The following is a 25559-nucleotide window of genomic DNA, read 5'->3' on the forward strand; positions in this document are numbered from 1 at the left end:
AATCAGCGACTGGTTGCCCTTCATAACTCATCATTGAACTCTTATTTGAAGCAAACCTCAGCCCAACGAGCTAAACCTGCAGTTACTGAACCGAAGTAATTACCACTCACAATCGGTACATTCGGCACAGCTTGTTGTACGGCTTCACGAAGTATCGGTGAACGAGCGGAACCACCCGTCATGTAGATTACGTCTGGCTTTTTCTGGCCTTGTTGAATCGCTTCTTTAACCAACTCAATCATCTTAGACTTTGGTGTTTCAATCGCTTCAACCATCTGTTCGACTGAGATATCTACCTCGACCAGTTCAGAGGCAACATTAATCGCAGCACGATATTGAGGGGATTCTGCCAGCGCAATCTTGGCCTCTTCCGCTCTACGCACAATACCGTAACCCAAAGTGTCGTGATAAACCTTCATCAAACGTTCTAGCTTTTGAGGCTCTGACGCTTCTTTACGAAGTAATTTTAATGCCGCTAGGTTTTCTCTTGAATAGAAGTTCTTTTGAGCTTCAACATTATTAATCGCAATTGGGTTCCAGAATTGAGTCAGTGGCATATCAATACCCGAAATGCCTTTGCTGCCCATACCAAAAGGTGACATCAGTTGTTTGAATGCAAGATAGATATCGAGGTCATTCCCCCCTACCCTTTGCCCACTGTGTGCCAACAAGCTCTGGGTACGATCCGCTTTACCAGACCACGTTGGTCCCATTTCTAATAATGAGCAATCGGTGGTACCACCGCCAATATCAACAACCAATACTGTTTGGTTTTCAGTTAATGTGCTTTCGTAATCAAGGCCTGCGGCTACGGGCTCAAATTGAAAAGCGATATCAAGGAAACCGGCACGCTTAGCTGCGCGAGACAGTATGTCTTCAGCTTGTCTGTTCGCCTCTTCACCACCTCGACCGTGGAAGTTAATTGGTCGGCCGATAACAGCTTGCTTGATCTGCTCTTGAGTCGTGAGTTCGGCTTGATTCTTGATATTTGCCATCATGGCGCACACTAAATCTTCGAAAAAGCTCACCTGCACATCATGTAGTCCACTCGCGCCAAGGAAAGATTTAGGGGACTTAACATAATAAACATCGCGAGGGTCTTCTAAATATAAGTCCAACGCAGCCTGACCAAATGCCATGTCTTCTGGCACTAAGTCGATACTCTCTTCTCTGTTCAGCGCAATCGCACGTCGTAGTACTTGCTCACCGATCGCATCACTCGGCTTGATATTCAAGTGGCGGAATAGATGTTCAGAAACACTCTCACGAGTAGGCGCAAACACGGTTGAGGGAATATAGTGGTTGTTACCTTCTAGCGGTAACAGGCTTGGCTCTCCATTAACCATCGCCGCGACAGAACAGTTCGCTGTTCCATAATCAAATCCAATAAACATAATATCCCCCCACTCAACAAAAGGGGCGAGATGCTACATGAAAAGCCTAAAAATTACGAGGTCATTTCTAAATTTAACTGAGTAATTTCTTAGCTTAACGGCTCTTCAAGAAGAAACAAATATGCTACATTTCAGCCCAAATGAATCACAGGTTAGAGAAATGAAAACACCTTGCCGAGCGGCTTGTAAAAATAATGGCGGAATGTGTAGTGGCTGCTTTCGAACAATGGATGAAATTATAGGTTGGAAAGGCTTATCTGAAGAAGAGCAAACGTCGGTTATGGATAATCTTAGTGGCGCGAGTTCGACTCACCAATGTCCACAGTGTAATGAGCCAGCTCAATGCGATATCAGTGCGGGCAAAGAGACGTGTTGGTGTTTTGAGTTAGAAAAACGAGATACTAGCGATATTCCAAAGGCTGGAGTTTGTATGTGTCGTAAGTGCTTGTCTGCCCTGCCCGTTCAGTAGTTTATAGCCCATTTAGTAAGTTACTGGATAGCAAGTTACTAGCCAGTTCAACATAGACAAAAAAAGCGAGAGGTTGTTTTCTCGCTTCAAAATACTGAGATTAAATTTCGACCTAATCGTTACCTGGTTAGTGTCTACTTCACTTTTGCAACCAGCGCAGGCTGAGAAAACTGGATACCATTCCAGCCATGAACCATAAAGTTACGAATATTTTGATGGTCGCTGTTCTCAGGAAAACCTAGCACGTCGTTACGATAAAATTGACCAAAACAAGCAAGTGTTTGCTCTGCTGATAGGCCTTGCTCTAAACCAAAAGCAAAAATCTTACACGAACCATTATTCTGCCCTGCAGCGTTCACTACCTCACCATTGCGAAATTCGCGCTCAGAAAAATCATAGTGAGCTTCGATCACTTGCATTGTATCTTCAAATTGCACGGCCTCTGGGGTTTCAGCCAGAGTATTCAATAAGGTTTCCAGTTCCATTTGCTATTTCTCCATCAAGTATATATCTGTCAGCAGTGTATCTTGTTTTACGACAAGAGTAAGCCGTTGTTTACTTGAGATAGCGATTCACTTTTTTGTTGTACGCTGCTAATTACTTCAATGAAACTAATGACATAGTTTTATCAGGGCGTTATATTATTTTATCAAACGATTAACATTGTTCAGTAACGAATATGCATAAAGATAAAAACTTAGAACTGTTCAGATACCTAAAGCCAGGTACAAAAACAGCAGGTGTATTGGAATTTGGCCCAGACGACTCAATCCAGATCAGTACACTTTATATCGGACACAAAGAAGATCAGTACCTCATCCTAGAGCTTACGCAAAAAGCGACAGAAGCACTGACGCTGAGAAAGCTCACAAACGTTGATATTATTGTTCGTGCGATTACCGACACCGAACTTGGGCACATTGTCGCGTTCAAAACCAATGTACTGGCTCATATCACCTCTCCAGCACATCTAATCTTCCTTCGCCCACCCTCAAACTTTGCAACCAAGCCTATTCGTGAACACGAAAGGTATAAAGTACGTCTCAGCTGTGAAGTCACTTTTGATACCTTGTCGCTGGATGCCACACTAGTCGACTTTTCAGCGTCAGGGTGCGGTATCTATCTTACCCAGCAATCAGATATTGATGTCGGCTGGAAGATAAAAGTTAATTCTGACTTAAATGAGTACTTAGATGACGATCTTGTCTACAAGGTGGTAAGTAAGAAAAGGCAAAGACAAGGCTGGCTGCTAGGTATCCAATTCCCTGAACACCTAGATATGAGTGATGAGTTGAAAACGCTGCTATTGGAACAAGCCTTTGTCGCTGGCTCGATATAAAGGCAGAAAATTAGTTACTTCTCTTCAACAGACTCCATTAAAGAGCACTAAGTTAAAGCCTAGTGCTCTGTGTCATTCCAGTATGAGTTTTTGAAATGAACAAACGCTTGGTGGAGCGACTCTTCTTTAATCGGCTTTACAATCACGTAATTCGCCCCTGCGGCCATAAAGCTGTCTCTAGTTGACTCTTGAGCATCAGCGGTACACGCATAAATAGGGGCTGACACACCAATCTCACCTCTTAGCTGCTGAGTGGTTTCAACACCACCGAGATTAGGGAGTTGGTTATCCATCAAGATCAAGTCATAGGTAATCGTCTTAGCCATCTCAATCGCTTCTAAGCCATCTTTTGCCCAGGTGACGACCATGCCATATTTCTTACAGAAAGCCTGAGCAATAAAGGCGTTGGTGTGATTGTCTTCCACCAGCAACACATTCAAAGGTCGACTAAACAACGCCTCTGGCTCAACCTCAGCTTGTTGCTTAGCATCGACTAATAGCGGCTTGGCGTGTACGACTACAGGAATTTCTATCGTGAGCTCTGAGCCTTGACCTATCACGCTGCGGACTTGAATGTCCCCTTCCAGCATATCGACCAGATTTTTTACAATTGTAAGTCCTAAACCAGTGCCACCATATTCACGAGTGGTGGTCTCTTCGGCTTGAACAAAGGGTTCAAAAACAGCATCAATTTTGCTTTCATCAATACCAATGCCAGAATCTTTCACTCGAACGATCAAGCTGGCGTGATCGGAGTTAAAGATACTTTCGAGTTCAAAACTAACGGAAATACCGCCTTGGTGAGTGAATTTAAGAGCGTTACTCACCAAGTTAAACATGATTTGATTCAAGCGCACTTGGTCGGTGTTTATTTCAATGTCATCAGCCAAGTGATTCACAATAGTAAATGCGATCGATTTATCGCCACAAAGCGGACGATAGATACTGTCTAATGTATTAACCAGTTCCCCTAAGCGGAAGTCTTTCTTTTGAATATTGAACTGCCCTTGCTCTAACTTTGAGAAGTCCAAGATATCGTTAAGTACCGCCAGCAAATGTTCCGCACTATTACAAAGTACATCCACCTGTTCACAGTTATCTTCACTGTGTATAGAGCGCTTTAGCAACTGAGAAACACCAAGAATACCGTTAAGCGGTGTACGAATCTCATGGCTCATCTTTGCGAGGAAATCTGCCCGCACATTCGCAAGATGCTCAGCTTCTTCTCTTGCTCGATCAGCCTGTCTTTCCGCCTCGATTAGCTTAGTAATATCTTGCCCTTGTACCACCACTCCTGTGATGCCGTGTTCCACGCGAATAGCAGACATGTTCCAACGAAACACCTTTTCACCAATGGGTACGTTAATACCCGTCAGTTTAGAACCCTGAACCACCATTTGAATATTAGGCAGCATTCGCTGCTCAAACTCTTGGGCAATTGGACCATAATTGTCATCAGCATCGAACAACGCCATGCGAGCGGCGGGGTTCATCTGAATCAAATCGCCTTTTTCAGACCAAACTAAGATAGGCGAATGAGCAAAGTTAAAGAGATCTTGGAATTTTTGATTCTGTTCAGATAAGCGCTCAAAGGTGTCTTCAAGAGTACAACCAATATGATGAAATTCGAAAATGTTAGAGCCATCGAACTTGTTGTACTTTTCGCTAGCACTTGCCGAACGAGTAAAGTCCATTAGCTTATCAAGCTCGGCTGAGACTCTCTTTTGAATCCAAGTTCGAGCAAAAAAAGACATCAATATGATCACCACAATCACCACGATGATCGCACGCTGATAATTCTCTTCTAACGCAATGAAATTATTATTTTTTTGAACAGCTCGAATGATTAAAGGAGTTTCAACAGCATTAATCTTAATGGTTGCGATGGTAACGAAATGACGCGGCAACTGTTCGTACATTTGGTAATTGAGGATGTCAGTAATGGTGTAGCTTTCATCACCACTGAATGTCGATGTCACCGGTGTACCGTGCGCTTCAATCACGATATTTTCGCTATTACTGCCCTGTTGGATTGACTCAGCCAAAGAGAAGTTGTTGTCAAGCACAATGGCGATATAGAGTTGACCAAGGACTTCCCCAGTAGCGTTATCAACAATAGGGGTACGGCGAGCCAACAAGTGACGCTTACCTATATCTGTCCTCAGTTTAATAAAATGCCAATTACTGCTGAACGAAACCTCATCAGAAATATGCTTTAAGTTGGACTCATCCAAACCATAAAATTGACTGTTGCCGTCTTCCCAAGCCAAACCATCGTGGGTTGAGACAAAGCGTAAATCTGGTGCATGATCCGGTTCACCTTGGTCAACACCAAAGAAAAAGTAGCTCAGAGTCTCGTCATTACCCGTATCAAAGTACTCTCTGAGAGTTTCACTGTGTGAGCTACTGTCTTGATGGATTTTCAGCACCGACAAACGATAATCAAACATGTTTTGGATCAGGCTTGAGGTTTGCTGTACCGTTCGATTCGTCTCTTGCTGTACGATATTACTGCTGGTTTCATAATTATGAATAAGCACGCCAAGTGCCATCACGCCTATCACCAAAATAACGATACGCGTAATGAGTCTAGCTAAAGTGTTTCTAGGTGTACTGGCATAACTTTTCTTCATTAGTGACCTGAGTACCTAAATGCTCGCTGTTTAAGTTCTGAAATACGTTCTGGGGAATCTTCCTTGGTGACAATTTCAAATTCACCAGAGTAAACGGTAGGCACTTCCAAACCGGCTAGATCCCACTTGATCGCCTCTGCCATTGCAATGCCTGTATCGTCGTTCATACGCATGACAGTAACATCTAGGTCGCCCCTTGCAATGGCTTCAAGTTCAGCAGAGCCGCCTCCCCAACCATTCACTAAGATGTCTTGGCCCGATTCACGAATCGCTTCCATTGCACCGAGAGCGACATCCGTTGAACATGCGTAGATAAAGTCTAGATCCTTATCGTTCTCTATGCTGATTTTAGCCGCTTGGTAGCCACTGTCTTTGTTTGATTTTGTGTAAAACGAAGACTTAAGGGTAAAGTTGGTAACCGTATTCACTTCATGGATAAAAGTATCTCCACGCGCATCACTGATATAGCCTTGTGAGTAATACAAAACAGAATACTTACTGTCTGGCGGACTTACTTGTTTAAAATAGTCCGCCAGTTTTAAGCTGCCTGTCGCATGGTCAAAACCCACATACATAAATGGCTGTCTATCTGCCCAAGCTCGCACTGGCGTCGTGATATTTTGAAGAATCAGTTTGGTGTCTGTAGAGGTCAACACGTGCTCGATAAACTTGCGGTGGCGCGTGGTATCTAGCGTGAAAATCAAATAATCCGTCTTGTTTTCAATCGCTTCTTGCAACGAAATACTCTGCTGCGCGAGATCGGCATTAATACGGGTAAATACTTGATTTATTTGGTAGCGGATCTTCAGCCTATCGAGACGCTTCTCAAAAGCTTGAATATTACGAACCCAGTAATCCGAGATCTGTTGGCCCGGATACACAACCGAGATCGTGATAGGTCGATCTTGAGGTCGCCTCAATGGCACAGGGTGATTTTGTACAGCCTCGACCATTTTATCGGTCAATGCTCTTTGTTCTGGAAAAGTGGAAAGATAATCTTGGTATTCCCAGTACCTATTGAGGACATGAGTACCATGGGAAAGAGCGGACGCAGAAAATACGGCAAGTCCAAACAACATCAGTAAACGTTTCATATTTTTCTCGTTTTATATGAGCTACTTTGGCTCATTTTTTAACCTAGCATGACACCATCTCTTTGTATGGCTAATGGATATTATGTAGGACAACAATGATAAATGATAGCGTCTAACACTAATTAGAACGACATTCTAAATGAGCAATATGTTAATTTGGAATGGAGATTAAGAACAACGAGTTAAATTATGATTTCAGCCCATTCACGGTAAGAGTAATTACCATTTAAATTCATAAGCTTAGCTAGAGCCGATATAGCTCCTTACACTATTAAGATTTAATCAATAACAAACATTTTAGCTATGAATTATGAGACTTCGATATATTGAATTTTGTCTTTTTGCCACTCAATAATCAGTTTGAGTGATACCAGTTTTTCTTTGCGGGATTTGGGCAACTGCTTGATCGCGTATTCGGTTTTCAACGCCTCACTTTTTGAGCCAACACCAAAGCTCCAAACCAGCTTAAGTGGGCCTTTACCTTTTAAAGCTTTGGCGCCTTTACCGGTTTGATGTTGTTCAAATCGACGTTCTAGATTGTTCGTCACGCCACAATAAAGGGCATTGTGACGATTGCGGATCAAGTACACGACCCAATCCGCATTTTTATCAGCATCTGACATTTAAAGCAGTGATTCAACCAGAGCCTTAAGCTCTGCCACTTCTGCTCGTAGGCTTGCAACTTCAGACTCAAGCTCTTCAAACTTTTCACTCGTTGCAGAGGGGGCAGCCGCGCTTACTGATGCCATCGCAAACGCTTCAACGTCCACTTCACCGCTCAACAAATGCTGGTAGCGTGATTCACGTTTACCCGCTTCGCGTGGCAGCTTCACAACCAAGGCACCTGCTTCTCTTGCAGCGAGTTTGTCTAATGTTGCTTCTACTTCTTTCACATCACTAAAGTTTGCAAGGCGACCCGTTCGAGTACGAAGTTCACCGGGTGTTTGCGCACCGCGCAGTAACATACAGCAGATGATTGCACGCTCTTGCTCTGTAAATTGCAGATCGCCGAACTCAGTGTTGCAGAAACGATGCTGATACTTATTAACACGGCTATTGAAGCTGCTCTCATCACTCACCATGCGACGTCCGATTAAACCATCAACTGCATCTAAAACATCTGACTCAGAAAGAGAGAGAACAGGTTCACGGTTACTCTTTTGATTGCATGCCGTGGTTAAACTGTTCAGTGTCAGTGGGTAATGATCGGGAGTAGTGACTTCTTTCTCGATCAAACAACCGATAATTCTCGCTTCAATTGGGGAAAGTACTGTGTTCATCGTTTTTCCTTTTTATTATTTTGATAATTCCATCTCAACACCTAACAATGCAGTAACTAGTGTTCAGACAAAATTGGTACTCGTTTCTTTCTGCCCTGTTCATCAATCATTATGATCTTAGAACGGTTTAGCTCTATTTCCACGACTTCCAAATAAGTACGCTCTTGTACATACGCATCACGAAGCTTGTTTTGTTCTGCTGAAGATTCAGTGACATTGTCGTCCAATTCTTCGTTTTCCAATTGTTGTTGATTCATTTCACATTTCGTATCAATGCAGTATCTACATGGGATACTAACTTGAACGGTAAGATAAAAACAATCACACATCAGCGAGAGTGACGAATAATTAAACAACCTTACTTTTGCTTTGATCTAAAGACTGTTACATCATCAATTGATGTGCTTTAATCAGAAGCAGACAACGTATTTGACTAATAGGAAAAGGAATCTATGAGCAGCGTATTTGAAATTGTTAACCAAGCACGACGTAAGAACAAACTTAAGCGTGAACTTTTAGACAACGAAAAGAAAGTTCGTGACAACCGTAAGCGTGTCGACCTTCTTGATAACCTACTTGATTACATCAAGCCAGAGATGACCCACGACGAGATCCTAGGCATTATCAAAAATATGAAAGCTGACTACGAAGACCGTGTTGATGACCACATCATCAAGAGCGCTGAGATTTCTAAAGCTCGCCGTGACATCAGCCGTCGCATTCGTGAACTGACAGAAGAAGACAAGCAAATCCAAGGTAAGAAGTAATCTAACCTCGCTAATTTACTTGTAACAATGTTAGTAACCCACTCTTAGTAGTGGGTTTTTTTTACCTAAACTCCAGCGTCTATACTTAAGCATCTAAACCTAACCGTCTAGGCTTAAGCGTACCTAAGCAAAATGAATGAAACTCAACAGCAGTATCAAACTAAATAACGAGTGTACACTAGCGATGGAGAGACTTTATGTACGGAAGTATTCTGATTACCTTGGCGTTATCAACGACACAACCTTACCCTGAAAAATTTGAGAAACTTTATACCGAAGAAACCGAAATCACTTATGACGATCTCGTGGTCGATGTTCATGGCTACAAGGTTCCGACCCGATCAGCATTTCGAGGTTGGATGCTCCTCAATCACGCTCAAGACCAAGTGAGAGCAATCGGACAACAACTCAAGGACAATGGCGTTACTCAGAGCATGCCTCTGCATCTCGTTCTATTGCAAGGGACGGATTGGGCAATGAGTAATACAACCTTGTTTACCCTCCCAAATAAGAAACATGTGCCAAACATGATCAATACCCTGAAGTACATACAACAATATATTGAGCCTGAAATCGGTGTTGTTATACCAGTATCTGGAGAGCGAACCGATATCTACAATCAACAAGCTGGTGGTGCACTGCGAAGTAAGCACTTAGAGTTTTGTGCCTTAGACCTAGTGCCTGCAAATGACATTACTCGCGAAGATCTACACGTGAAACTTAAAAAGATTCATTCGGAATTCGGGCAAAAAAATAATGTTGGGCTTGGTTTATATTCAGGTGTTCGATTCCACATCGATACTTGTGGGTTTAGACAATGGTAAAGAAACACGATCAAGTCATAAAGACCTGCAATTCGCACGTGTCACTTAGACTATAAAAACAAGCGAAATTACATAAGATTATGATTTTAAATGTAAATTAAAACTGGAACGCTAATTGATATTAATAACAAGTATCATAATTATTAATAGCAATTAGGAATTCAATATGAAGACGATGACTCAACGCTTTCAAACTCTGCTTTCTGTTTCAAACTTCAGTCTAGCTATCACAACCTTGCTTATGCTTCTCAGTATTATTGTTGCTTATCCAATGGCCGATCACTTCTCACTGCCAATTCAAATCGTCGCCCACATCAGCACCATCTTAGTCGCAGCCTTGCTGAACATCAGCTATGTCGGTCGTTGCCTTGCACAATACAACCTTGGATTGGAAGTTCGTTAAGTAGCGCCGCGCTAGCCTTGATACGGGAGCCCTAGACAATATCAAGGCTACTGAAAAGATCGTACAGCTGGTGAGATTTATAGGGTTTAGGTAAGTAGGCGTTCATACCGGCTTCAAAACAATCTTTGATGTCTTCTTCTAGAACACTGGCGGTTAAAGCTATGATGGGTAATGGTGTGACTTGTTGATCGGCTTCCCACTGACGTATCGCACGAGTCGCCGTTATGCCATCCATAACAGGCATCATGCAGTCCATTAAGATTGCATCAAACTGAGCACCCTGGGTGATGACATCCACCGCTTCTTGGCCATTACTGGCAATCAAATATTCATAACCCGCTTGCTCAAGGAAGAAGCTCGCTATTTTTTGATTCATCAGATTGTCTTCAACGATCAAAATGCGTCGATTCAGAGAGCGAACTTCTTCATCTTTTGCTTCCACTTGAGGCGTTTGCTCTTCGCCCACATCGAGAGATTGTAAGCTGGTTAAGAAACGTCGGCCCAAGAATGGCAAGGTATGAGTCGAGTGGACCGTTTCTCTGATTAGGTTGGTTTTAAATAGGTGATGCTGACAAACGATGACGCGAGCAAGAGGATATATCACCTTCAACGTCGCAAGATCTTTTTCCATAGAGTGGTGCAAGGTATGACAATAAAGTATGAAGTCACTTTCTTTTACACTTTCACTAAGGGCAGCAATGGATGACACCACATTGACTCGAACATTCAAACGCTCACACTCTTTAACGAGCTGATCGAGGTAATTGAAAGAGTTCGAGATGATGGTCGCTCGGCTCAGGTTATCGAAAGTTTGAACAGGCGCTTCTACAACATCGACATACAAACAAAAAGTGAATGTAGAGCCCTCTCCTTTCACTGAACGCGCGGTAATGTAACCACCCATCAAATCAACAAGCTGTCGACAAATCGCAAGCCCTAACCCCGTACCGCCAAATTGACGGGTAATGCTGCCATCTTCTTGAGTGAAAGGTTCAAATATGGACTCTAACTTCTCGGGCTCAATCCCAATCCCGGTATCAGACACGCTGCATTCAAGCTTGCCCCTGCCCATAGACATAGGTGTATAAGCAATGTCAGTTGTAATTGTGCCCTTAGACGTAAATTTGATGGCATTAGAAAGCAGATTGGTCAGCACCTGTCTCACGCGGTACTCATCGAAAAACAGTTGTGACGGCGTTTGATAATCGATATTGATGTCGAGCTCAATATCCTTACTTATCGCTTTCGACTGAATCACACTCACAGAGTCATAAACCGCTTCTCGCAAATCAGCATTGTGTCGTGACAACATCAAGTTACCCGACTCGATTTTAGACAGGTCGAGTATGTCATTCAGCAGCACCAGTAAAGAGTGAGAGGACGATTCGATATCCCCCAGTACTTCTTGTTGATTTGGGCTCAGTTGGCTTTGAGATAAGATCTCAGCCATGCCAATGATCCCGTTAAGTGGCGTGCGTATTTCATGTGACATATTTGCTAAGAATGCGCTTTTGGCTTTGTTAGCCGAAATCGCGTCTTCTTTTGCTGTTATCAACTCTTTGTTGTGCAGATAGTTGCGTTCCATCACTCGATTTAGGGTTTCAGTGAACTCGGCAAGCTCATCGTTCCCTTGGATACGAATCACCTTTGGCTGGCCGTAGCTATCAGCGCATTCCGACACACCTTTCAAGATAATCGACAGGTTTCTGTTTAAGCGCAGAGATGTCGCAACCCCAAGCCACATCAAAACACCAGAAGCGATGAGTATAAGCAACGTCATGACCAAGGTTTGGCTTTTCTGCAACGCGATATTCTTGGTCAGTTCAAACTGTATTTGATTGGTGTAAGCGCCAATCGCGTTTGAAATAGCCCGTTTTTTAACCTCTAAGCTTTTCAAGTGTTGATATATTTCGGGTGATGAAAAGTCCCCTTTGAGGATTCGAGATATAAATTTGTCTTGAAAATCATCTTTGGCGACCGCGTTTAGCAGTTGCCTAATTTCAGGTGAACGAGTATCAGAGCGGAAAAATGTATCAAGCAACTGTTGCTGCCTCTCTAGCGCACCTACATAGCTCAATAAATATTGATTTCTTAGCTCGGGCGAGCGATACAAACTGAAGCTTAACCACGCTTCTCTCTGAGTCCAAAACACATAATGCGTAAGATTGATAAACATCGCTTCCGCTTGACCAATATTGCCATCGACTAAAGCCATGCGATATTCGGACAGCTCCATCAGCACGTCTTTTAACAAGTCGAAAGCGCGCTCTGTCAATTTTCTGCTGTCTGTCGTTTCAGGTGTACTAGCTAGGATCATCAACAACTTTTTCAATTCAGCTAACTGAGGGTCAATACTCCAATTGCTGTCGAACCGTTGAAGTCGCATTCCATACTGAGTCAGTCTATCCAGTTCTGATTGCAGTGTTAAAAGCAACTGACCTTTCTCAGGGGAATCATTAGACAGCACCAACCATCGATAAGCATCACTTGAAACCGTATTAAAAAATTGAAGCGCTTCGACCTTAATACGCGTTGTTTCAAGGTGATTCATCTTCTCATCGTTCTTAAGCACTTCATTCACTGTAAACCCGAACATAATGAGTACAGAAACCGTGGAAAGAAAAATAAGACGCCATCTAATTGACATATTTATCATTTTTATAACGACTCCCTTCCCGAAAGTAATTTACCTAGCCCAAATTAAGAATAGGACATTAACAGGGGGTTATTGATCAAATTGGATATGAACAAATGATACTCTGAGCCCAGAACGAAAAATTAGAATCAACAGGCATCCAAAACAGGGCTTTAAAGCGGAGGAGTCTGCTTTACTAAGTGAGATTGAGACAAGCCGATTTTAGACAAGTGAACGTTACGTGAGAGAGGTCTACTCGAGGAGGTTTCTACAAATGAGATGTAAGCAAGCGAGGTTTTAGTGAGCGAAATGTAAACAAAAGACGTTTTCTCCAGTTATTATCACCGGCATAACAAGTACACATCCACATTCTGCGGCTCAACTAGACTGTGAATAATGACTCTGCGTGCTAACAAAGTGGATAGTTAGGTTAAAATTGTGACATCCAATCGTTTGCGTGATGCACTTTTCACACTCAAGCTAGGCTTATTCAAAGGTCAAACATCAATACTCGTTAATTCCCTTATTTATCGTTTACTGTTTACGTGTAACTTGAGTTAGCGATCACACCTTTAATGTTCAATATGACCTGTATTACATATTATCCTTTGAATTGAGTATTTTTTGACGAAAAATAAGTGCTACAGATTATTAAAGTCAATAGTCTTTATCTACGTTCAAACCTTGATTTATGGCTAATATAAAGCCAATTTGCAGATATTTTGTCTGCATTTATTTTTCCTAGCAGAATAACCCGTCGTACCTTACAATCCTGCCACATAAAAATTACAAGTTACACACAAGGTATATCAGCACATTTAAGTGGCAATAAAGACCACAGACTGATGCCTCAAATCCCCTATGCTGATTGGCTTCCCTACAACCGCCATGAATGCAGAAACTTAACGTGAAAGGTCCCGAGTAAAGATGAGTCCCGAAAAGCACCTCCTAGATTGGCAAACTAGTCAAACCATTGCTGAATCCATCGCTCCAACTTTAGGTCAGTTATACCGTCAAAAAGGCGTAGAAGTTATCCTCTTTGGTAAGACCTTAGTTAACGCGACAACTATCGACATCATCAAAGCTCACCGCATCGCAAAACGTTACACTGGTTCTCCTCTTACAGCAGAACAGACTCAACCTATTATTCAACACCTTCTCTCTATGGACTTATCTCCATGTCGTATTGATGTTGGTCGCCTTGCGCATTCATTCTGGCAAGATCGCGAAGACACACATGGGTTGGATGATTTCCTACAAACTGCACTTATCGAATCGCTTGAAGGCGATGCAATGACAGAACCTCGTGACGTTGTATTGTACGGTTTTGGTCGTATTGGCCGACTGCTAACTCGTCTGTTGATCGAGAAAAGTGGCCCGGGGTACCCACTGCGTTTACGTGCAATCGTTGTACGCGGCGGCAAAGATGGCGACCTAGAAAAACGTGCAAGCCTGCTTCGTCGTGACTCTGTACACGGCCAATTCAACGGCAGCATTGTTGTAGACCAAGAACGCAAAGCGATCATCGTTAACGGTAACTTCATCCAAGTTATCTACGCAAACAAACCAGAAGAAGTGGATTACACGGCTTACGGTGTTGAAAATGCACTTGTGGTTGATAACACAGGCGTATGGCGTGACGCGGAAGGCCTGAGCCAACACGTTGCGTGTAACGGTGCGAAGAAAGTGCTACTGACTGCACCTGGTAAAGGCGACATCAAGAACGTGGTATTTGGTGTGAATGAAAATGTTATTCAGCCAGAAGACACCATCATCTCTGCAGCAAGCTGTACTACTAACGCAATCACGCCAGTATTGAAAGCGGTTCACGACAAGTTTGGCGTGCTGTCTGGTCACATCGAAACGGTGCACTCATTTACCAATGATCAAAACCTAATCGATAACTTCCACTCGGGTGATCGTCGTGGTCGTGCTGCATCATTGAACATGGTACTGACATCGACTGGCGCTGCTAAAGCAGTATCAAAAGCGATGCCGGAAATGGAAGGTAAGCTAACAGGTAATGCGATTCGCGTTCCTACGCCAAACGTTTCAATGGCAGTTGCGAACCTAAACCTTGAGAAAGGCACAAACAAAGAAGAGTTGAACGAGTACCTGCGTGAAATGGCGCTGTCTTCTGCTTTGTCTGCACAAATTGATTACACAGACTCGACTGAGATTGTATCTACCGACTTGGTTGGCTCTCGTCACCCAGGTGTGGTTGACGGTGTGGCGACTATCGCACAAGACAACCGTGCCGTGCTGTACATTTGGTACGATAACGAGTTTGGCTACAGCTGCCAAGTTGTTCACTGTATGGAACAGATGATGGGTGTACGCTACAAGACATACCCAGAAGTTTAATTAACTTCGCTCTTGTAGATACGTCCATCGCAACAAGCTCCACAACATAATAACTATATCTGCGAAGTCTGTATGGACTTCGCAACCCCTTTTGTTTTACTCCCCCGTATAAACAAGAGGGTTGCCACTTAGATCTGCTCTCTCTAACTGATCTAGGTGGCCTTTTTACATCTAGCGCCCTAACTTTTATCGCTATAATAAGATCTTGTCTTCATCACTCTTGCACAGCTTTACGTCTGTTATAACTCAACCTCAACTTCTGACTGAATCGAGCTTGAACATGCAAGCACGTAGCCCTGTTCAATCTGCTCTGGCGTCAATGTTTCTTGGCTGCTTGATTCCACAGATCCTTTGGTCACTTTGCATTTACACGAACCACAAATCCCACTACGACAAGCGATAATAATTGGAACGCCTGCTTTTTCTAATGAATCCGCCAATGGTGTGCCAGTTTCCGCTTCAACTTCAGCGCCGAACGCAGGCACAAATACCTTAACAGCACTATTCGTATCGTCAGCAATTTCGGCGTTTGACGCTTCTGATTGAGCATCCTGAGTAGCAGGAGTAAAGCTTTCTTGATAGAAGTTATCCATGTTGAACTCAAGCTCTTTCAGATAACTCTCAATATCTTGCATGAAGCCGACAGGCCCACACAGGTAAACCGTTCTATCTAAGATATCTGGGCTCAGTTTCACCAACCAGTTTTTATCTAAACGACCTTGAGGGGCGGTTGTTCCTTCGTTGTCTTTTAACAGCAGTTTTAAGTTGAAATTCGCATGTGATTCATCGAGCTGATGAAGTTCTTGAAAGTAGATAGTCTCAAGCTTGTTGCGTGCCATGTGGACGAAATCAATCTCAATGTCACTGTCTTGAGACAGCCAATATTTTACCATCGCCATTACGGGTGTAATGCCACAGCCCGCACTCACTAGCGTTACTTTCTTTGTTGCCGTTGGCATGCAATCAATACAGTTAAACGAGCCTGCCGGCTTCAACACAGAAACCTCGTCACCTTCATCAAGCTCATCAACAATAAAGTTCGAAACCAAGCCACCTTCCACACGCTTGACCGTCAACTTCAGGCGGTTATCTTCGGGGCAAGAAGCCACGGAATAAGCACGGTAATCCGTTTTCGTCGGCATATCTAAACCCAAGGTGATGAACTGACCGGGCTTAAAATTGAAATGTAAATCTTGTGGAATACTGCCAAGCTCAAAGCTGACCGTATCTGGCGTCTCGTGCCATTTCTTTAAACACACTAAATTGATTGAATCGCTATCCGACCATGCATACATAGTTCACACACCTCACTGATACTAAAGAATTAAATCTAAAAAGCCCCGCCGCTGCACGTTCCTAGAGAACAGCAACAACGGGGCTTGGGAGTGGGCTTAGATTAAGCCGCTAAGATTGTTTTAAGATCTTGCTCTGGCGTTGAGATAGAACGCATATCGAACTCGTCTTGAATAATCTTTAGTAGGTTTTCAGTTAGGAATGCAGGCGCTGTTGGGCCTGTGTAGATACCTTTCACACCCAGTGCGAACAGAGTAAGCAGGATAACGATCGCTTTTTGCTCGAACCAAGAAAGAACAAGTGTTAGTGGTAGTTCGTTGATGCCACAATCAAACTCTTGAGACAGCGCAAGAGCAAGCTGAATCGCTGAGTATGCATCGTTACATTGGCCAACATCGAGCAGACGTGGAATACCGTTAATGTCGCCGAATTGGTTTTTGTTGAAACGGAATTTACCACATGCCAATGTCAGGATTACTGAATCTTCTGGCGCTTGAGCTGTGAAATCTGTGTAGTAGCTACGTTCAGATTTGTCGCCGTCACAACCACCCACTAGGAAGAAGTGTTTGATGTTGCCTTCTTTCACTTGTTCAACAACCGCAGGCGCTGCTTCCATCAAGGCGTTACGACCAAAACCGACAGTGATCATTTGCTCGATCTCGTCATGCTTAAAGCCTTCTTGCGCAAGAGCACAATCGATCACTGCACTGAAATCGTCACCTTCAAGGTGAGCAACACCCGGCCAGCCTACGATGCTACGCGTAAATAGGCGGTCAGCGTACGAGCCCACATCTGGGTTAAGCAGACAGTTAGATGTCATTACGATCGCACCTGGGAAGTTCGCAAATTCTTTTTGCTGGTTCTGCCAAGCGCTGCCGTAGTTACCCGCAAGGTGCGGGTACTTGTTTAGTTCAGGGTAGCCGTGTGCAGGTAGCATCTCACCGTTGGTGTAAACGTTAATGCCCTTGCCTTCCGTTTGTTGAAGGATCTTTTCTAGATCATGCAGGTCGTGACCAGAAACAAGGATACAGTGACCTCGCTTCGTCTTCACATTCACGGTTGTTGGTTGAGGGTGACCGAAGGTATCTGTCTCGCCTTTATCCAACATTTCCATGACCTTGTAGTTCATTAAGCCGATCTGCATAGACGTATCTAACAGTTGTTTTAGGTCTGATGGATCTGTACCTAGGAACGCCATGATTTCATGGTATTCAGCGAAAATAGCATTATCAGTTTGACCAAGAACACGTGCGTGCTCCATGTAAGCTGCTGCACCTTTTAGACCGTATAGGCAAAGAAGGCGAAGACCAATCACATCTTCGTGTTGAGAGTCGTGACCACGGTTTACCGCCGCTTGAGGGGCAAGCGCCAATAGCTCTGAAGAGTCCGTTGGAAGGTCGAATTGAGCAGCAGCAGAAAGCGCTGGGATCTCAAAACCAATCAATGTCGCTGCCGCGCGAACCTGTTGCTCTAAACGCTGCTTGAATTCATGGGACTGTTGTGCGAATTCGATGATACGAGCAGGGTCGAAGTTAACGTTGGTTAGTGTTGCGAAAAACGCTTTTGGCGCCCACTCGTCGATTTCAGTATCAATAACATCACACGCACGGCCCAAATTGGCCCAAAAAGAAACACCTTGAAGAGAATGCACCAACACGTCTTGAAGGTCGGATACTTCCGAAGTTTTACCACACATACCTTGTGCGAAAGAACAGCCTTTTACGGTTGGGGTTTGAATTGTTTGTTCACATTGAATACAGAACATATAAGGGCTCCAGTAATTTTTATTAACTGTAAGTACTTTGCTTACAGTGACTTATTCCAACCCCTATAGAGCATCAAGCGTGCCAACTTTTAACATATTGATTTTATTAAACTTAGTTTTATTCCATGTTTTTAGTGCGTGATTATGACTACATATAAACTCCCTAACAGCACACATCCGTGTCATAGTGACTCTCAGAGATTTATTAACGGCGTTCATGTTTCGTTCAGAATAGAAGCGATAAAGTAACAACATAGAAAAAGAGGAATGAATATGAAAAATATATTAGTTACGATTGTTGCATTGTTTACTGGCCTTTTGGCGTTATTCACAAGCTTGATCCTTGCTATTCCTTTAGCTATTGCAGCTTTAATTACTGGCAAGCGCATTCAGAATCAAATGAAGAAACAAGGTTTCGCAGCTCATATGAACACTCGTCAGTCATCAACCAATGATGCCGGTGTTATTGAAGGTGAATACGAAGACCTTTCAAGCAAAAAGTAACCTAAACTTTAGTTTCAGACATAGTGAAAGCACAACAGAGACAAGATTACATAATGCAAAGAAAGCCCCTCCTAGCACTGCTGGCCTTAACGACTTTAAGTCTCGTTGGTTGTTCCAACGAGACACCGATACCCGCTTACGAAACATCTCCAGACTTGCCTAGCTATCAGCAAGACAGCTTTGATGCCTACGTCAATGACACACAAGATTGGTTATTGAAAAACCGCGTGTTCATGACGGAAGACAAGCAACTCGAGATCCAACTCAATTCACCAACCGAGTATCAACCAACCTCGCCAAACGGCAAGGCGGTATTATTGGTTCATGGATTAGGCGACTCACCTTACTCATTTAAAGACATCGCTACCCATTTGGCAGAGCAAGGTTACTTAGTGAGAACCGTATTACTTCCGGGTCACGGCAGTCGCGTGGGTGATTTAATGCAGCCGAGCCTAGAAGATTGGCAAGGTGTGGTGGCTCATCATACGAAGTTACTTGAGCAAGAGTATGATTCTGTTTGGCTAGGCGGCTATTCAACCGGCGCGAACCTCGTGACTTCACAGGCGATGAACGATCCAAAGATCTCTGGGTTACTGCTGTTCTCACCTGCGTTTCAACCGAGCTCGTCTGCCGTTCAATACGCGGGACTAGCAAGCTACTTTGTCACTTGGGCGGATCAAGATCCTGAAGACAATGTGTTGCGTTACAACTCGTTGCCAATGAATGGTGCATCGGTTTACTACGAGACATCAGAAGTCGTACGTGGTGACTTACAAGATAAACACTTCGATAAACCAGTTTTTATTATGATGAGTGAAGGCGACAGCGTGATTGACACCAACTACGTTCAGCAAGCCTTTACTGAATCTATGCCGAATCCAAACAATGTGTTGGTTTGGCAAGGAGAGACGACTCTCGAGGATCCTCGCGCTGTTCAGTACAGCATGAAGATCCCAGAGCAACGCATCTCGAACGGCTCTCACATGGGCTTACTGTTCTCACCAAACAACCCTTATTACGGAATCAATGGTAGCGAGAAGATTTGCTCCAATGGTCAGGCAGAAGGGTTTGAAGAACAATGCAATGCAACCAGTGAGGTTTGGTACTCAGCTTGGGGCTATCGTGAAGAAGGGAAGAACCATGCGCGTTTGACCTACAACCCCTACTTCTCAGACTCGATGGCGAAGCTAGATGCCGTACTGAACTCTGAAGGCTAATAAGCTCAAGTCTTCCAAAAGCTAATCCAGAGAAATCAAAAAGGCTCACTAGATAACGTCTAGTGAGCCTTTTTTAATGAGTGTCGTTTCTGGTGAACGTCTAGGGTCTGTTGACCTTTAGAGCTGATTTTTGCAGCACTTTGTGGGGAATTTCTACAAGGCAGAGGCTTTGAAGTGTAGCTAGCCTACATGAGAAGCCGATAACGCAGTAGAAATGAACCACAAAGGCTGCCCGAAGGGTTCGGCTAGAATCGTTTTATGCTTTGTTAAGAAGTATTAACTTAGAATGACTAGGCTACATACTCCTTGCCGCGCCTAAAACGATTCTATCTCGAACAAAATTTAACCACTAAAAGTTAACAGACCCTAGTTACTTATTCTTATCGTTTACTGCTATATCGTCCACACCACGCGAACAGCAAGCAGGATCAGCACCACGCCAGATAGTCGATCAATCAACTGAGCTTTCGAGCGAATACGTTCAACAATCAACGGGCTAGACAGTACCAAGGTGATAAAGGTGTACCAAAGGCCGTCGACAATCAGCGGCGTTGAGACAATAATCACTTGATTGGTCAGTTCATTACCTAGCGCTACAAATTGGCTAAACAGAGCGATGAAGAACAATGCGATCTTTGGGCTCAAGATAGAGATCAAGAAAGCCTCACGAGCAGACTGCATGTAACTCATCTTTTCACCCGCTTCTAATTTCGCGGCAACACCACCTTTCGAACGTAACGCATTAACGCCAAGATAAAGCAGATAAGCAGCCCCCGCTAAGCTAATACCTTTAAATAACATTGGGGATTGCTCAAGCACAACGGCTAAACCAACAATGGTTGCGAACGCATAAATACCGATACCAGCAGCGTGTGACCAAGCTGCGATAAGCCCGTTCATACGGCCACCAGCCAAACTGTGTTTAGCGATCATCGCCAAGCTTGGGCCCGGAGACATTGCACCCAACAAGCAAATCGCTAATAAAGAAAACCAAATTGTTACTGTCATCATTCCATTCCTAATAAAATAAAGCGTTCCAGCTGAACGCTCTACGCTTAATACTCAATACTTGGCACTTACCATAATTCGCAGGAGGTATTATTTGAAATCAAAGATTATCATCACACCTATGATTTCAAGTCATACTGATATTGTAACTCGACTTTTGCATGGCTTGGAATGCTTTTTCTCGCGCCCATTTGTGGGCAGAGTCGTTGTCATATTTAGGATGCCACATTAACCAATAGGTATGCATTTCCGTATCAAATGGCAACGAAAAGTAGGTAGTATCGAGGTGTCGACCTAGGTTATAGGCGATATGTTCTGGCACGATCATCAGATAGTCGTCTTGCAATAACACAGTACCAGCAGATGAAAAGAACGGAACCTGTAAAGCCACTCTTCGCTTCAGCCCTTGCTTCTTCAATACTATGTCCGCGTAACTGTCTTTATCTCCACCACCCGTCACTTTGATGTGAGAGTAGTGAACAATATCTTCTGCACTCAAAACCGCTTGTTGAGCCAGCGGGTGCGACTTTCGCATCAAACACACCGACTTATCTTCACCAAGTTTGATACTTGAGACATGTTCTGGCTTTGTGGGAAACATACTGGAAGCCAAATGAATCCCAGACTCGTTCAGTGCTTCAAGGTAGTTTGGCTGCCACAATCGATAAGCCAAATTAATGTTCGGCGCTTCAGCAGACACCTCTGCCACAATCACAGGAAGAATATACTGAGCGACATAATCACTCGAAGACAACACCAATTCACCCTGCCAGTCTTGCGGCTCGAAGGGTTTATCATCTAACAGGTGGTCAAACTCGCCAAGCAGGTCGTCGAGTTTACCTTTGAGTAGCAATGCACGGTTGGTCGGCACCAGTTTGTTGCCGTCACGGACCAGCAAAGGGTCGCCACACAAATCACGTAACTGGCTGAGCTGACGGCTCACCGCGGATTGTGTGATATGCAAACGTTGGGCGGCACGGCTCACATGACACTCTTCAAGAAGTACATGCAGTGAACGCAGTAGGTTTAAGTTGATATTGCCTAACATGAATGCACCGTCGCATTCTGTTTGTTGAAAAACTCGGTCAAAACCGTATGAGTCATTAAGTGGCGAAGATCCGGGTAACTTTGCAGCTGATCGCGAACTCGGTTCAAGCTCTCCATGCTTTCCACTTCCACGTACAACATCATATCTGTCTCACCGCTAATAGAGTGGCACCATTGCACCTCATCAATACTCTGGATTTGTTTCGCGTAAGACTCACAACTATGGTCACTACTCGACATGTCGAACTTCAACAAGATATAAGCGCACACATTCTTCGTTTGGTTGGGTTCTGCCACTTGAGCGCAGTAGCCCGTAATCACTTTGTCGCTTTCCAGTTTCTTGATTCTGGCGTTCACCGCTGAGCGCGAGAGGCTGACATCTCGGGCGATATCGCTCACTGAGCATCGTGCATTGGTTTTGAGAATATCCAAAATCTGGCGATCAAATTTATCCATGCTTCTGATTCTTTTCATTTATTGTTCTATTTATAACGCCTAATTTGACACAACTTTCCTACTTATAACAGCCATTCTGACAGCCGACACTTTCACACTGAATCGGATTAATACCGTTAAAATGACGGTGTCTTACGACGTTTCGCTAGCTGTATTATTGATGTCAACAATGTATGCTCTCAATCATAACTTCTCACACACCAGAAGAAAGTTACTGGAAGACCGTGACCAGAATCAAATAGCTAGGAGAGCGAATGACACAACTCAAACAAGAAATCACGCTTATTTCAGGAATCGGACAACTCTCGACGACCTTGCTAGGCACTGGATTATTTATGATCCCTGCGATCGCAGCAGGCATTGCAGGACAGTTGTCTCTTCTCGCTTGGTTAATCCTGTTTATCGCTATTTGCCCGATTGCACTGACCTTCGCATCATTAGGAAAACGCTACCCGAATGCAGGTGGTACTGCCTATTTTGTGCGCCAGGCGTTTAGCGAGCGATTAGAAACAAGCGTGGCGTGGTTGTTTGTGAGTGTTATTCCTGTCGGTATTCCAGCGGCCATTGCACTGGCTGGTGGTTTTGCTCAACAATTGTTACCCGCACCTCTCGATACACCACTTGGTGCTCAATCCTTTACCGTCGCCCTGCTTATTGCCGTCAATTTGATGGGCAGTAAATCTTCTGGCCGACTGCAAACCGTGATCGCATTGTCGATTTTTGCCTTAGTCAGCGCTTTTGTTTGGAAAGCCGACATCACGGCAACCGATGTTGCTCTTCCTGCCATCTCATCCAATTCAATGTGGTCTATCGGCGCTGCTTTAGCTGTCATGTTTTGGTGCTTTGTCGGAATAGAAGCTTTTGCTCACATGGGAGAGGAATTCAAAAATCCACAACGTGACTTCCCAATCGCCATCATTGCAGGCTGTTTTGTTGCGGGGCTAGTGTACTGGGCTTGTTCAGTAGTGATTCTTAAGCTGGGTGCTTTCGGTTCATCTGAATTCGATGCCGCATCCATCCCTTGGGTAACAGAACAACTGTTTGGTAATGGCTTCAAAACCGTCATCAGCGTGCTGGGGTTCTTTGCTTGCTTTGCCAGCCTAAACCTTTACACACAAAGCCTGTCTCGGATGATCTGGGCTCAGGCCCGCCAACACAGCCCTGCAAGTCGAATGGCTCAACTGAACAGCCGCGGCGTACCGCTCTACCCAACGTTAGCAATTGGCTTTGTCGTGCTTATTTCGTGTGTGATTGGTGAGCTGTCTAATTTAGACCTTGAGTTCTTTCTCAAGCTCGCCAACGGTATTTTTGTTCTGGTTTATCTGCTCGCAATGTTAGCCGCTTGCCGATTACTAACAGGCGCATCTAGATACACTGCCATGCTTTCATTGGTCATCTGTACCTTGGTGTTTATCTGTTTAAGTTGGTCGATGCTCTATGCTGTGATTGTTTTTGTGACATTGTCACTCCCTTGGCGGAAGTGGCTAGGTAAAGGTAAACCCACCGTCTCTATCGACAAGTTGTAACTCGATTCGTGATGAATCAGAAAATGGTAAACAAGCCCTACCAATATTACTGATAAAAAAGCCGAGCGATCTGTTTGATCTTCGGCTTTATGTCAGCCAATCGGATATTTCCAAACCCCAACACCACCCCACTCCAATCACGAGCATCACTTGATCCATATTCATAAAAATCAAACGGACGAATGATGATATTTTCAAGCTCAGCTCTATGACTCCATTCAGTCTCAGATATACCTTGATACCACTTCACGGTCACATGTAGCCCTGCTGCCTGACTGATCACTTCAAGATCACCGTTAAACTCGCTTTCAATCGCTTCTATCATCGCTTCATACTTGAGTTTGTATGACCGACGCATCTTTCTAATATGACGCAGCAAGTCGCCTTCTCGAACAAAATCCGCCAAAGCTTCCTGTGTGTGGGACGCCGTGTCTCCAGTGAGCGCGTCTTTGATCTCAAGACACTTCGCCACCAGACTTTCTGGCACCACTAAGTAACCTAAGCGGAGTCCGTTGAACATGACTTTACTCAGCGAACCAACATAAATGATTCGTTCATCAAACCCGAGTTTACCCGCTAAGCCTTGCATACTGGTGTAAGGGCGATGAGCAAACTGGAACTCACTGTCATAGTCATCTTCAATGATCCATGACTGATGTTGATTGGCCCAGTCGATCAGTTTAAGGCGTTGCTCAGTATTTAAAGTCGTGCCCATTGGGTATTGGTTACTCGGTGTGACATACAGAGCCTTAGCATTACTGGCCAACACTTTTTCAATATCTAGCCCCACCTTTTCACGCACACTTACACGATCCAGCTCTAATCTCAACAGATCGATAATTTTATGCACTTGTCGATAACCGGGCTCTTCCACGAGGATTTTTTCGCCCATCGCTAACGTCGCCATTAATCCGATTGAGATGGCTTGCTGCGCACCTGCGGTGATGATGATTCTGTCGGCATTACAATGAACGGAACGACTGCTTGCAAGATACCCACTCAACGCTTCCCTCAAGGCTGAGCTTCCCTGAACCTCTTGATTGCCCGCAATGTTCTGACGTGTAGAGTGACGTTGCAGCAACCTCTGCCATTTCGCAAAAGGGAACGCATCTAAGTCAGGAACTCCTGGGGCAAAGCTGCGGTTAATGTCGTTAGGTGTCGCTATGTTTGTACTCGGTTTACTGACTGTTTGTTTGACCTTCGGATCCTGAACACTGTTTGGCTTAGACAAACTTAGAAAGTGTTCTGGTTGTTCAACCGAGACATAAAACCCTGAGCCTTGCTTACTCTCGATATAGCCTTCAGTAACCAGTTGTTCGTACGCATAAATCACCGTATTTCGACTCACCGATAACTCGACAGCCAACTTACGTGTTGAAGGTAACTTACTGCCCTTGCTCCATAAATCTTGAACGATCTTCTCTCTTATCGCGTGGAACAAGGCGGTTTGACGCGTGCCGTGTTGTTCGTCTAACTGTAGATCACCGACATCGATAGGCTGCATAACTGGATCCAAATAGTGTTTAAAAGTGGCTCTATTT

23 protein-coding genes are annotated in these 25559 nt (G+C 44.0%); 9 read left to right on the top strand and 14 right to left on the bottom strand.

Annotated features, from left to right (window positions below; all coding sequences use genetic code 11):
* Positions 1–41: 41 nt before the first annotated feature.
* The gene (gene yegD, locus AB4375_RS05310) at positions 42–1394 is read right to left on the bottom strand and encodes a molecular chaperone (RefSeq protein WP_017064846.1); all 1353 of its coding nucleotides are present in this window, start codon (positions 1392–1394) and stop codon (positions 42–44) included.
* 160 nt (positions 1395–1554) lie between these two features.
* Between yegD and AB4375_RS05315 the strand changes: the two genes are divergently transcribed.
* Complete coding sequence (locus tag AB4375_RS05315; protein ID WP_080582242.1) at positions 1555–1863, top strand: DUF1289 domain-containing protein; 309 nt, start codon at positions 1555–1557, stop codon at positions 1861–1863.
* Positions 1864–1997: 134 nt separating this feature from the next.
* Here the strand turns inward: AB4375_RS05315 and AB4375_RS05320 are convergent, their stop codons facing one another.
* On the bottom strand, positions 1998–2348 hold the full coding sequence (locus AB4375_RS05320) for a HopJ type III effector protein (RefSeq protein ID WP_017061764.1): 351 nt from the start codon (positions 2346–2348) through the stop codon (positions 1998–2000).
* 194 nt (positions 2349–2542) lie between these two features.
* Here AB4375_RS05320 and AB4375_RS05325 point away from each other — a divergent pair, with 194 nt between their 5' ends.
* Positions 2543–3202: a PilZ domain-containing protein gene (locus AB4375_RS05325; RefSeq protein WP_017066093.1), complete on the top strand. Its 660-nt coding sequence runs from the start codon at positions 2543–2545 to the stop codon at positions 3200–3202.
* A gap of 59 nt (positions 3203–3261) precedes the next feature.
* Here AB4375_RS05325 and luxQ read toward each other — a convergent pair whose 3' ends face one another.
* The 5 genes from luxQ to AB4375_RS05350 form a co-directional block, all read right to left on the bottom strand.
* Positions 3262–5835 (bottom strand): quorum-sensing autoinducer 2 sensor kinase/phosphatase LuxQ, encoded by a 2574-nt coding sequence (luxQ, locus tag AB4375_RS05330; protein ID WP_372051150.1) that lies wholly within the window; start codon positions 5833–5835, stop codon positions 3262–3264.
* Complete coding sequence (locus tag AB4375_RS05335; RefSeq protein ID WP_372051151.1) at positions 5835–6929, bottom strand: autoinducer 2-binding periplasmic protein LuxP; 1095 nt, start codon at positions 6927–6929, stop codon at positions 5835–5837. Before AB4375_RS05335 ends, luxQ begins: the two co-directional genes overlap by 1 nt.
* 308 nt (positions 6930–7237) lie before the next feature.
* Positions 7238–7552, bottom strand: a complete 315-nt coding sequence (locus AB4375_RS05340) for a GIY-YIG nuclease family protein (RefSeq protein ID WP_017061768.1) — start codon at positions 7550–7552, stop codon at positions 7238–7240.
* Positions 7553–8209 (bottom strand): YceH family protein, encoded by a 657-nt coding sequence (locus AB4375_RS05345; RefSeq protein WP_017061769.1) that lies wholly within the window; start codon positions 8207–8209, stop codon positions 7553–7555.
* A 56-nt stretch (positions 8210–8265) separates the two neighbouring features.
* Positions 8266–8466, bottom strand: coding sequence for a hypothetical protein (locus AB4375_RS05350; protein WP_017068647.1), 201 nt, complete (start codon positions 8464–8466; stop codon positions 8266–8268).
* Between the two features lie 195 nt (positions 8467–8661).
* Here AB4375_RS05350 and AB4375_RS05355 point away from each other — a divergent pair, with 195 nt between their 5' ends.
* The 3 genes from AB4375_RS05355 to AB4375_RS05365 all read left to right on the top strand — a co-directional run bounded on the left by AB4375_RS05355 (position 8662) and on the right by AB4375_RS05365 (position 10203).
* Positions 8662–8976 carry a DUF496 family protein gene (locus AB4375_RS05355; RefSeq protein WP_004742367.1) on the top strand — a complete coding sequence of 105 codons (315 nt, stop codon included), beginning with the start codon at positions 8662–8664 and terminating at the stop codon, positions 8974–8976.
* A 197-nt stretch (positions 8977–9173) separates the two neighbouring features.
* Positions 9174–9800, top strand: a complete 627-nt coding sequence (locus AB4375_RS05360) for a D-Ala-D-Ala carboxypeptidase family metallohydrolase (protein ID WP_017066096.1) — start codon at positions 9174–9176, stop codon at positions 9798–9800.
* A 166-nt stretch (positions 9801–9966) separates the two neighbouring features.
* A complete protein-coding gene (locus AB4375_RS05365; RefSeq protein ID WP_017061772.1) occupies positions 9967–10203 on the top strand; it encodes a hypothetical protein in 237 nt (78 codons plus the stop codon).
* Positions 10204–10234: 31 nt separating this feature from the next.
* Here the strand turns inward: AB4375_RS05365 and AB4375_RS05370 are convergent, their stop codons facing one another.
* A complete protein-coding gene (locus AB4375_RS05370; protein ID WP_372051169.1) occupies positions 10235–12799 on the bottom strand; it encodes an ATP-binding protein in 2565 nt (854 codons plus the stop codon).
* Positions 12800–13765: 966 nt separating this feature from the next.
* On the opposite strand from AB4375_RS05370, the gene AB4375_RS05375 reads away from it, so the two are divergent.
* Positions 13766–15202 carry a glyceraldehyde-3-phosphate dehydrogenase gene (locus AB4375_RS05375; RefSeq protein WP_017068649.1) on the top strand — a complete coding sequence of 479 codons (1437 nt, stop codon included), beginning with the start codon at positions 13766–13768 and terminating at the stop codon, positions 15200–15202.
* 239 nt (positions 15203–15441) lie between these two features.
* Here the strand turns inward: AB4375_RS05375 and AB4375_RS05380 are convergent, their stop codons facing one another.
* Both AB4375_RS05380 and hcp read right to left on the bottom strand, forming a co-directional pair.
* Positions 15442–16497: a 2Fe-2S iron-sulfur cluster-binding protein gene (locus AB4375_RS05380; RefSeq protein WP_372051152.1), complete on the bottom strand. Its 1056-nt coding sequence runs from the start codon at positions 16495–16497 to the stop codon at positions 15442–15444.
* A gap of 101 nt (positions 16498–16598) precedes the next feature.
* Positions 16599–18260 carry a hydroxylamine reductase gene (gene hcp, locus AB4375_RS05385; RefSeq protein WP_017068651.1) on the bottom strand — a complete coding sequence of 554 codons (1662 nt, stop codon included), beginning with the start codon at positions 18258–18260 and terminating at the stop codon, positions 16599–16601.
* 273 nt (positions 18261–18533) lie between these two features.
* Here hcp and AB4375_RS05390 point away from each other — a divergent pair, with 273 nt between their 5' ends.
* Both AB4375_RS05390 and AB4375_RS05395 read left to right on the top strand, forming a co-directional pair.
* Positions 18534–18764, top strand: a complete 231-nt coding sequence (locus AB4375_RS05390; RefSeq protein ID WP_017061777.1) for a hypothetical protein — start codon at positions 18534–18536, stop codon at positions 18762–18764.
* A 53-nt stretch (positions 18765–18817) separates the two neighbouring features.
* Positions 18818–19981: a carboxylesterase gene (locus AB4375_RS05395; RefSeq protein ID WP_017061778.1), complete on the top strand. Its 1164-nt coding sequence runs from the start codon at positions 18818–18820 to the stop codon at positions 19979–19981.
* A 393-nt stretch (positions 19982–20374) separates the two neighbouring features.
* Here the strand turns inward: AB4375_RS05395 and AB4375_RS05400 are convergent, their stop codons facing one another.
* The 3 genes from AB4375_RS05400 to AB4375_RS05410 all read right to left on the bottom strand — a co-directional run bounded on the left by AB4375_RS05400 (position 20375) and on the right by AB4375_RS05410 (position 22492).
* A complete protein-coding gene (locus tag AB4375_RS05400; RefSeq protein ID WP_017061779.1) occupies positions 20375–20989 on the bottom strand; it encodes a LysE family translocator in 615 nt (204 codons plus the stop codon).
* A gap of 127 nt (positions 20990–21116) precedes the next feature.
* Entirely contained in the window at positions 21117–22037 is a 921-nt protein-coding gene (locus AB4375_RS05405) for a LysR family transcriptional regulator (RefSeq protein WP_372051153.1), read from the bottom strand.
* Positions 22031–22492 carry an Lrp/AsnC family transcriptional regulator gene (locus AB4375_RS05410; protein ID WP_017061781.1) on the bottom strand — a complete coding sequence of 154 codons (462 nt, stop codon included), beginning with the start codon at positions 22490–22492 and terminating at the stop codon, positions 22031–22033. Before AB4375_RS05410 ends, AB4375_RS05405 begins: the two co-directional genes overlap by 7 nt.
* 254 nt (positions 22493–22746) lie before the next feature.
* On the opposite strand from AB4375_RS05410, the gene yjeH reads away from it, so the two are divergent.
* Complete coding sequence (yjeH, locus tag AB4375_RS05415) at positions 22747–24018, top strand: L-methionine/branched-chain amino acid transporter (protein WP_017064857.1); 1272 nt, start codon at positions 22747–22749, stop codon at positions 24016–24018.
* A gap of 46 nt (positions 24019–24064) precedes the next feature.
* Here yjeH and AB4375_RS05420 read toward each other — a convergent pair whose 3' ends face one another.
* Positions 24065–25522, bottom strand: a complete 1458-nt coding sequence (locus AB4375_RS05420; RefSeq protein WP_372051154.1) for a PLP-dependent aminotransferase family protein — start codon at positions 25520–25522, stop codon at positions 24065–24067.
* Positions 25523–25559 lie beyond the last annotated feature (37 nt).

The sequence above is a fragment of the Vibrio sp. 10N.261.51.C6 genome (assembly GCF_041471785.1).
GTDB lineage: Bacteria > Pseudomonadota > Gammaproteobacteria > Enterobacterales > Vibrionaceae > Vibrio > Vibrio crassostreae_C.

Excerpts from the sequence above, each read along its gene's own strand:
- AB4375_RS05335 (WP_372051151.1), bottom strand. The coding sequence starts at position 6,929 with ATGAAACGTTTACTGATGTTGTTTGGACTTGCCGTATTTTCTGCGTCC.
- luxQ (WP_372051150.1), bottom strand. The coding sequence starts at position 5,835 with ATGAAGAAAAGTTATGCCAGTACACCTAGAAACACTTTAGCTAGACTC.
- AB4375_RS05315 (WP_080582242.1), top strand. The coding sequence starts at position 1,555 with ATGAAAACACCTTGCCGAGCGGCTTGTAAAAATAATGGCGGAATGTGT.
- AB4375_RS05345 (WP_017061769.1), bottom strand. The coding sequence starts at position 8,209 with ATGAACACAGTACTTTCCCCAATTGAAGCGAGAATTATCGGTTGTTTG.
- AB4375_RS05340 (WP_017061768.1), bottom strand. The coding sequence starts at position 7,552 with ATGTCAGATGCTGATAAAAATGCGGATTGGGTCGTGTACTTGATCCGC.
- AB4375_RS05405 (WP_372051153.1), bottom strand. The coding sequence starts at position 22,037 with ATGTTAGGCAATATCAACTTAAACCTACTGCGTTCACTGCATGTACTT.
- AB4375_RS05365 (WP_017061772.1), top strand. The coding sequence starts at position 9,967 with ATGAAGACGATGACTCAACGCTTTCAAACTCTGCTTTCTGTTTCAAAC.
- AB4375_RS05355 (WP_004742367.1), top strand. The coding sequence starts at position 8,662 with ATGAGCAGCGTATTTGAAATTGTTAACCAAGCACGACGTAAGAACAAA.
- AB4375_RS05420 (WP_372051154.1), bottom strand. The coding sequence starts at position 25,522 with ATGCAGCCTATCGATGTCGGTGATCTACAGTTAGACGAACAACACGGC.
- AB4375_RS05410 (WP_017061781.1), bottom strand. The coding sequence starts at position 22,492 with ATGGATAAATTTGATCGCCAGATTTTGGATATTCTCAAAACCAATGCA.
- AB4375_RS05390 (WP_017061777.1), top strand. The coding sequence starts at position 18,534 with ATGAAAAATATATTAGTTACGATTGTTGCATTGTTTACTGGCCTTTTG.
- hcp (WP_017068651.1), bottom strand. The coding sequence starts at position 18,260 with ATGTTCTGTATTCAATGTGAACAAACAATTCAAACCCCAACCGTAAAA.
- AB4375_RS05380 (WP_372051152.1), bottom strand. The coding sequence starts at position 16,497 with ATGTATGCATGGTCGGATAGCGATTCAATCAATTTAGTGTGTTTAAAG.
- AB4375_RS05325 (WP_017066093.1), top strand. The coding sequence starts at position 2,543 with ATGCATAAAGATAAAAACTTAGAACTGTTCAGATACCTAAAGCCAGGT.
- yegD (WP_017064846.1), bottom strand. The coding sequence starts at position 1,394 with ATGTTTATTGGATTTGATTATGGAACAGCGAACTGTTCTGTCGCGGCG.
- AB4375_RS05400 (WP_017061779.1), bottom strand. The coding sequence starts at position 20,989 with ATGACAGTAACAATTTGGTTTTCTTTATTAGCGATTTGCTTGTTGGGT.
- AB4375_RS05360 (WP_017066096.1), top strand. The coding sequence starts at position 9,174 with ATGTACGGAAGTATTCTGATTACCTTGGCGTTATCAACGACACAACCT.
- AB4375_RS05370 (WP_372051169.1), bottom strand. The coding sequence starts at position 12,799 with ATGTTCGGGTTTACAGTGAATGAAGTGCTTAAGAACGATGAGAAGATG.
- AB4375_RS05395 (WP_017061778.1), top strand. The coding sequence starts at position 18,818 with ATGCAAAGAAAGCCCCTCCTAGCACTGCTGGCCTTAACGACTTTAAGT.
- AB4375_RS05320 (WP_017061764.1), bottom strand. The coding sequence starts at position 2,348 with ATGGAACTGGAAACCTTATTGAATACTCTGGCTGAAACCCCAGAGGCC.
- yjeH (WP_017064857.1), top strand. The coding sequence starts at position 22,747 with ATGACACAACTCAAACAAGAAATCACGCTTATTTCAGGAATCGGACAA.
- AB4375_RS05375 (WP_017068649.1), top strand. The coding sequence starts at position 13,766 with ATGAGTCCCGAAAAGCACCTCCTAGATTGGCAAACTAGTCAAACCATT.
- AB4375_RS05350 (WP_017068647.1), bottom strand. The coding sequence starts at position 8,466 with ATGAATCAACAACAATTGGAAAACGAAGAATTGGACGACAATGTCACT.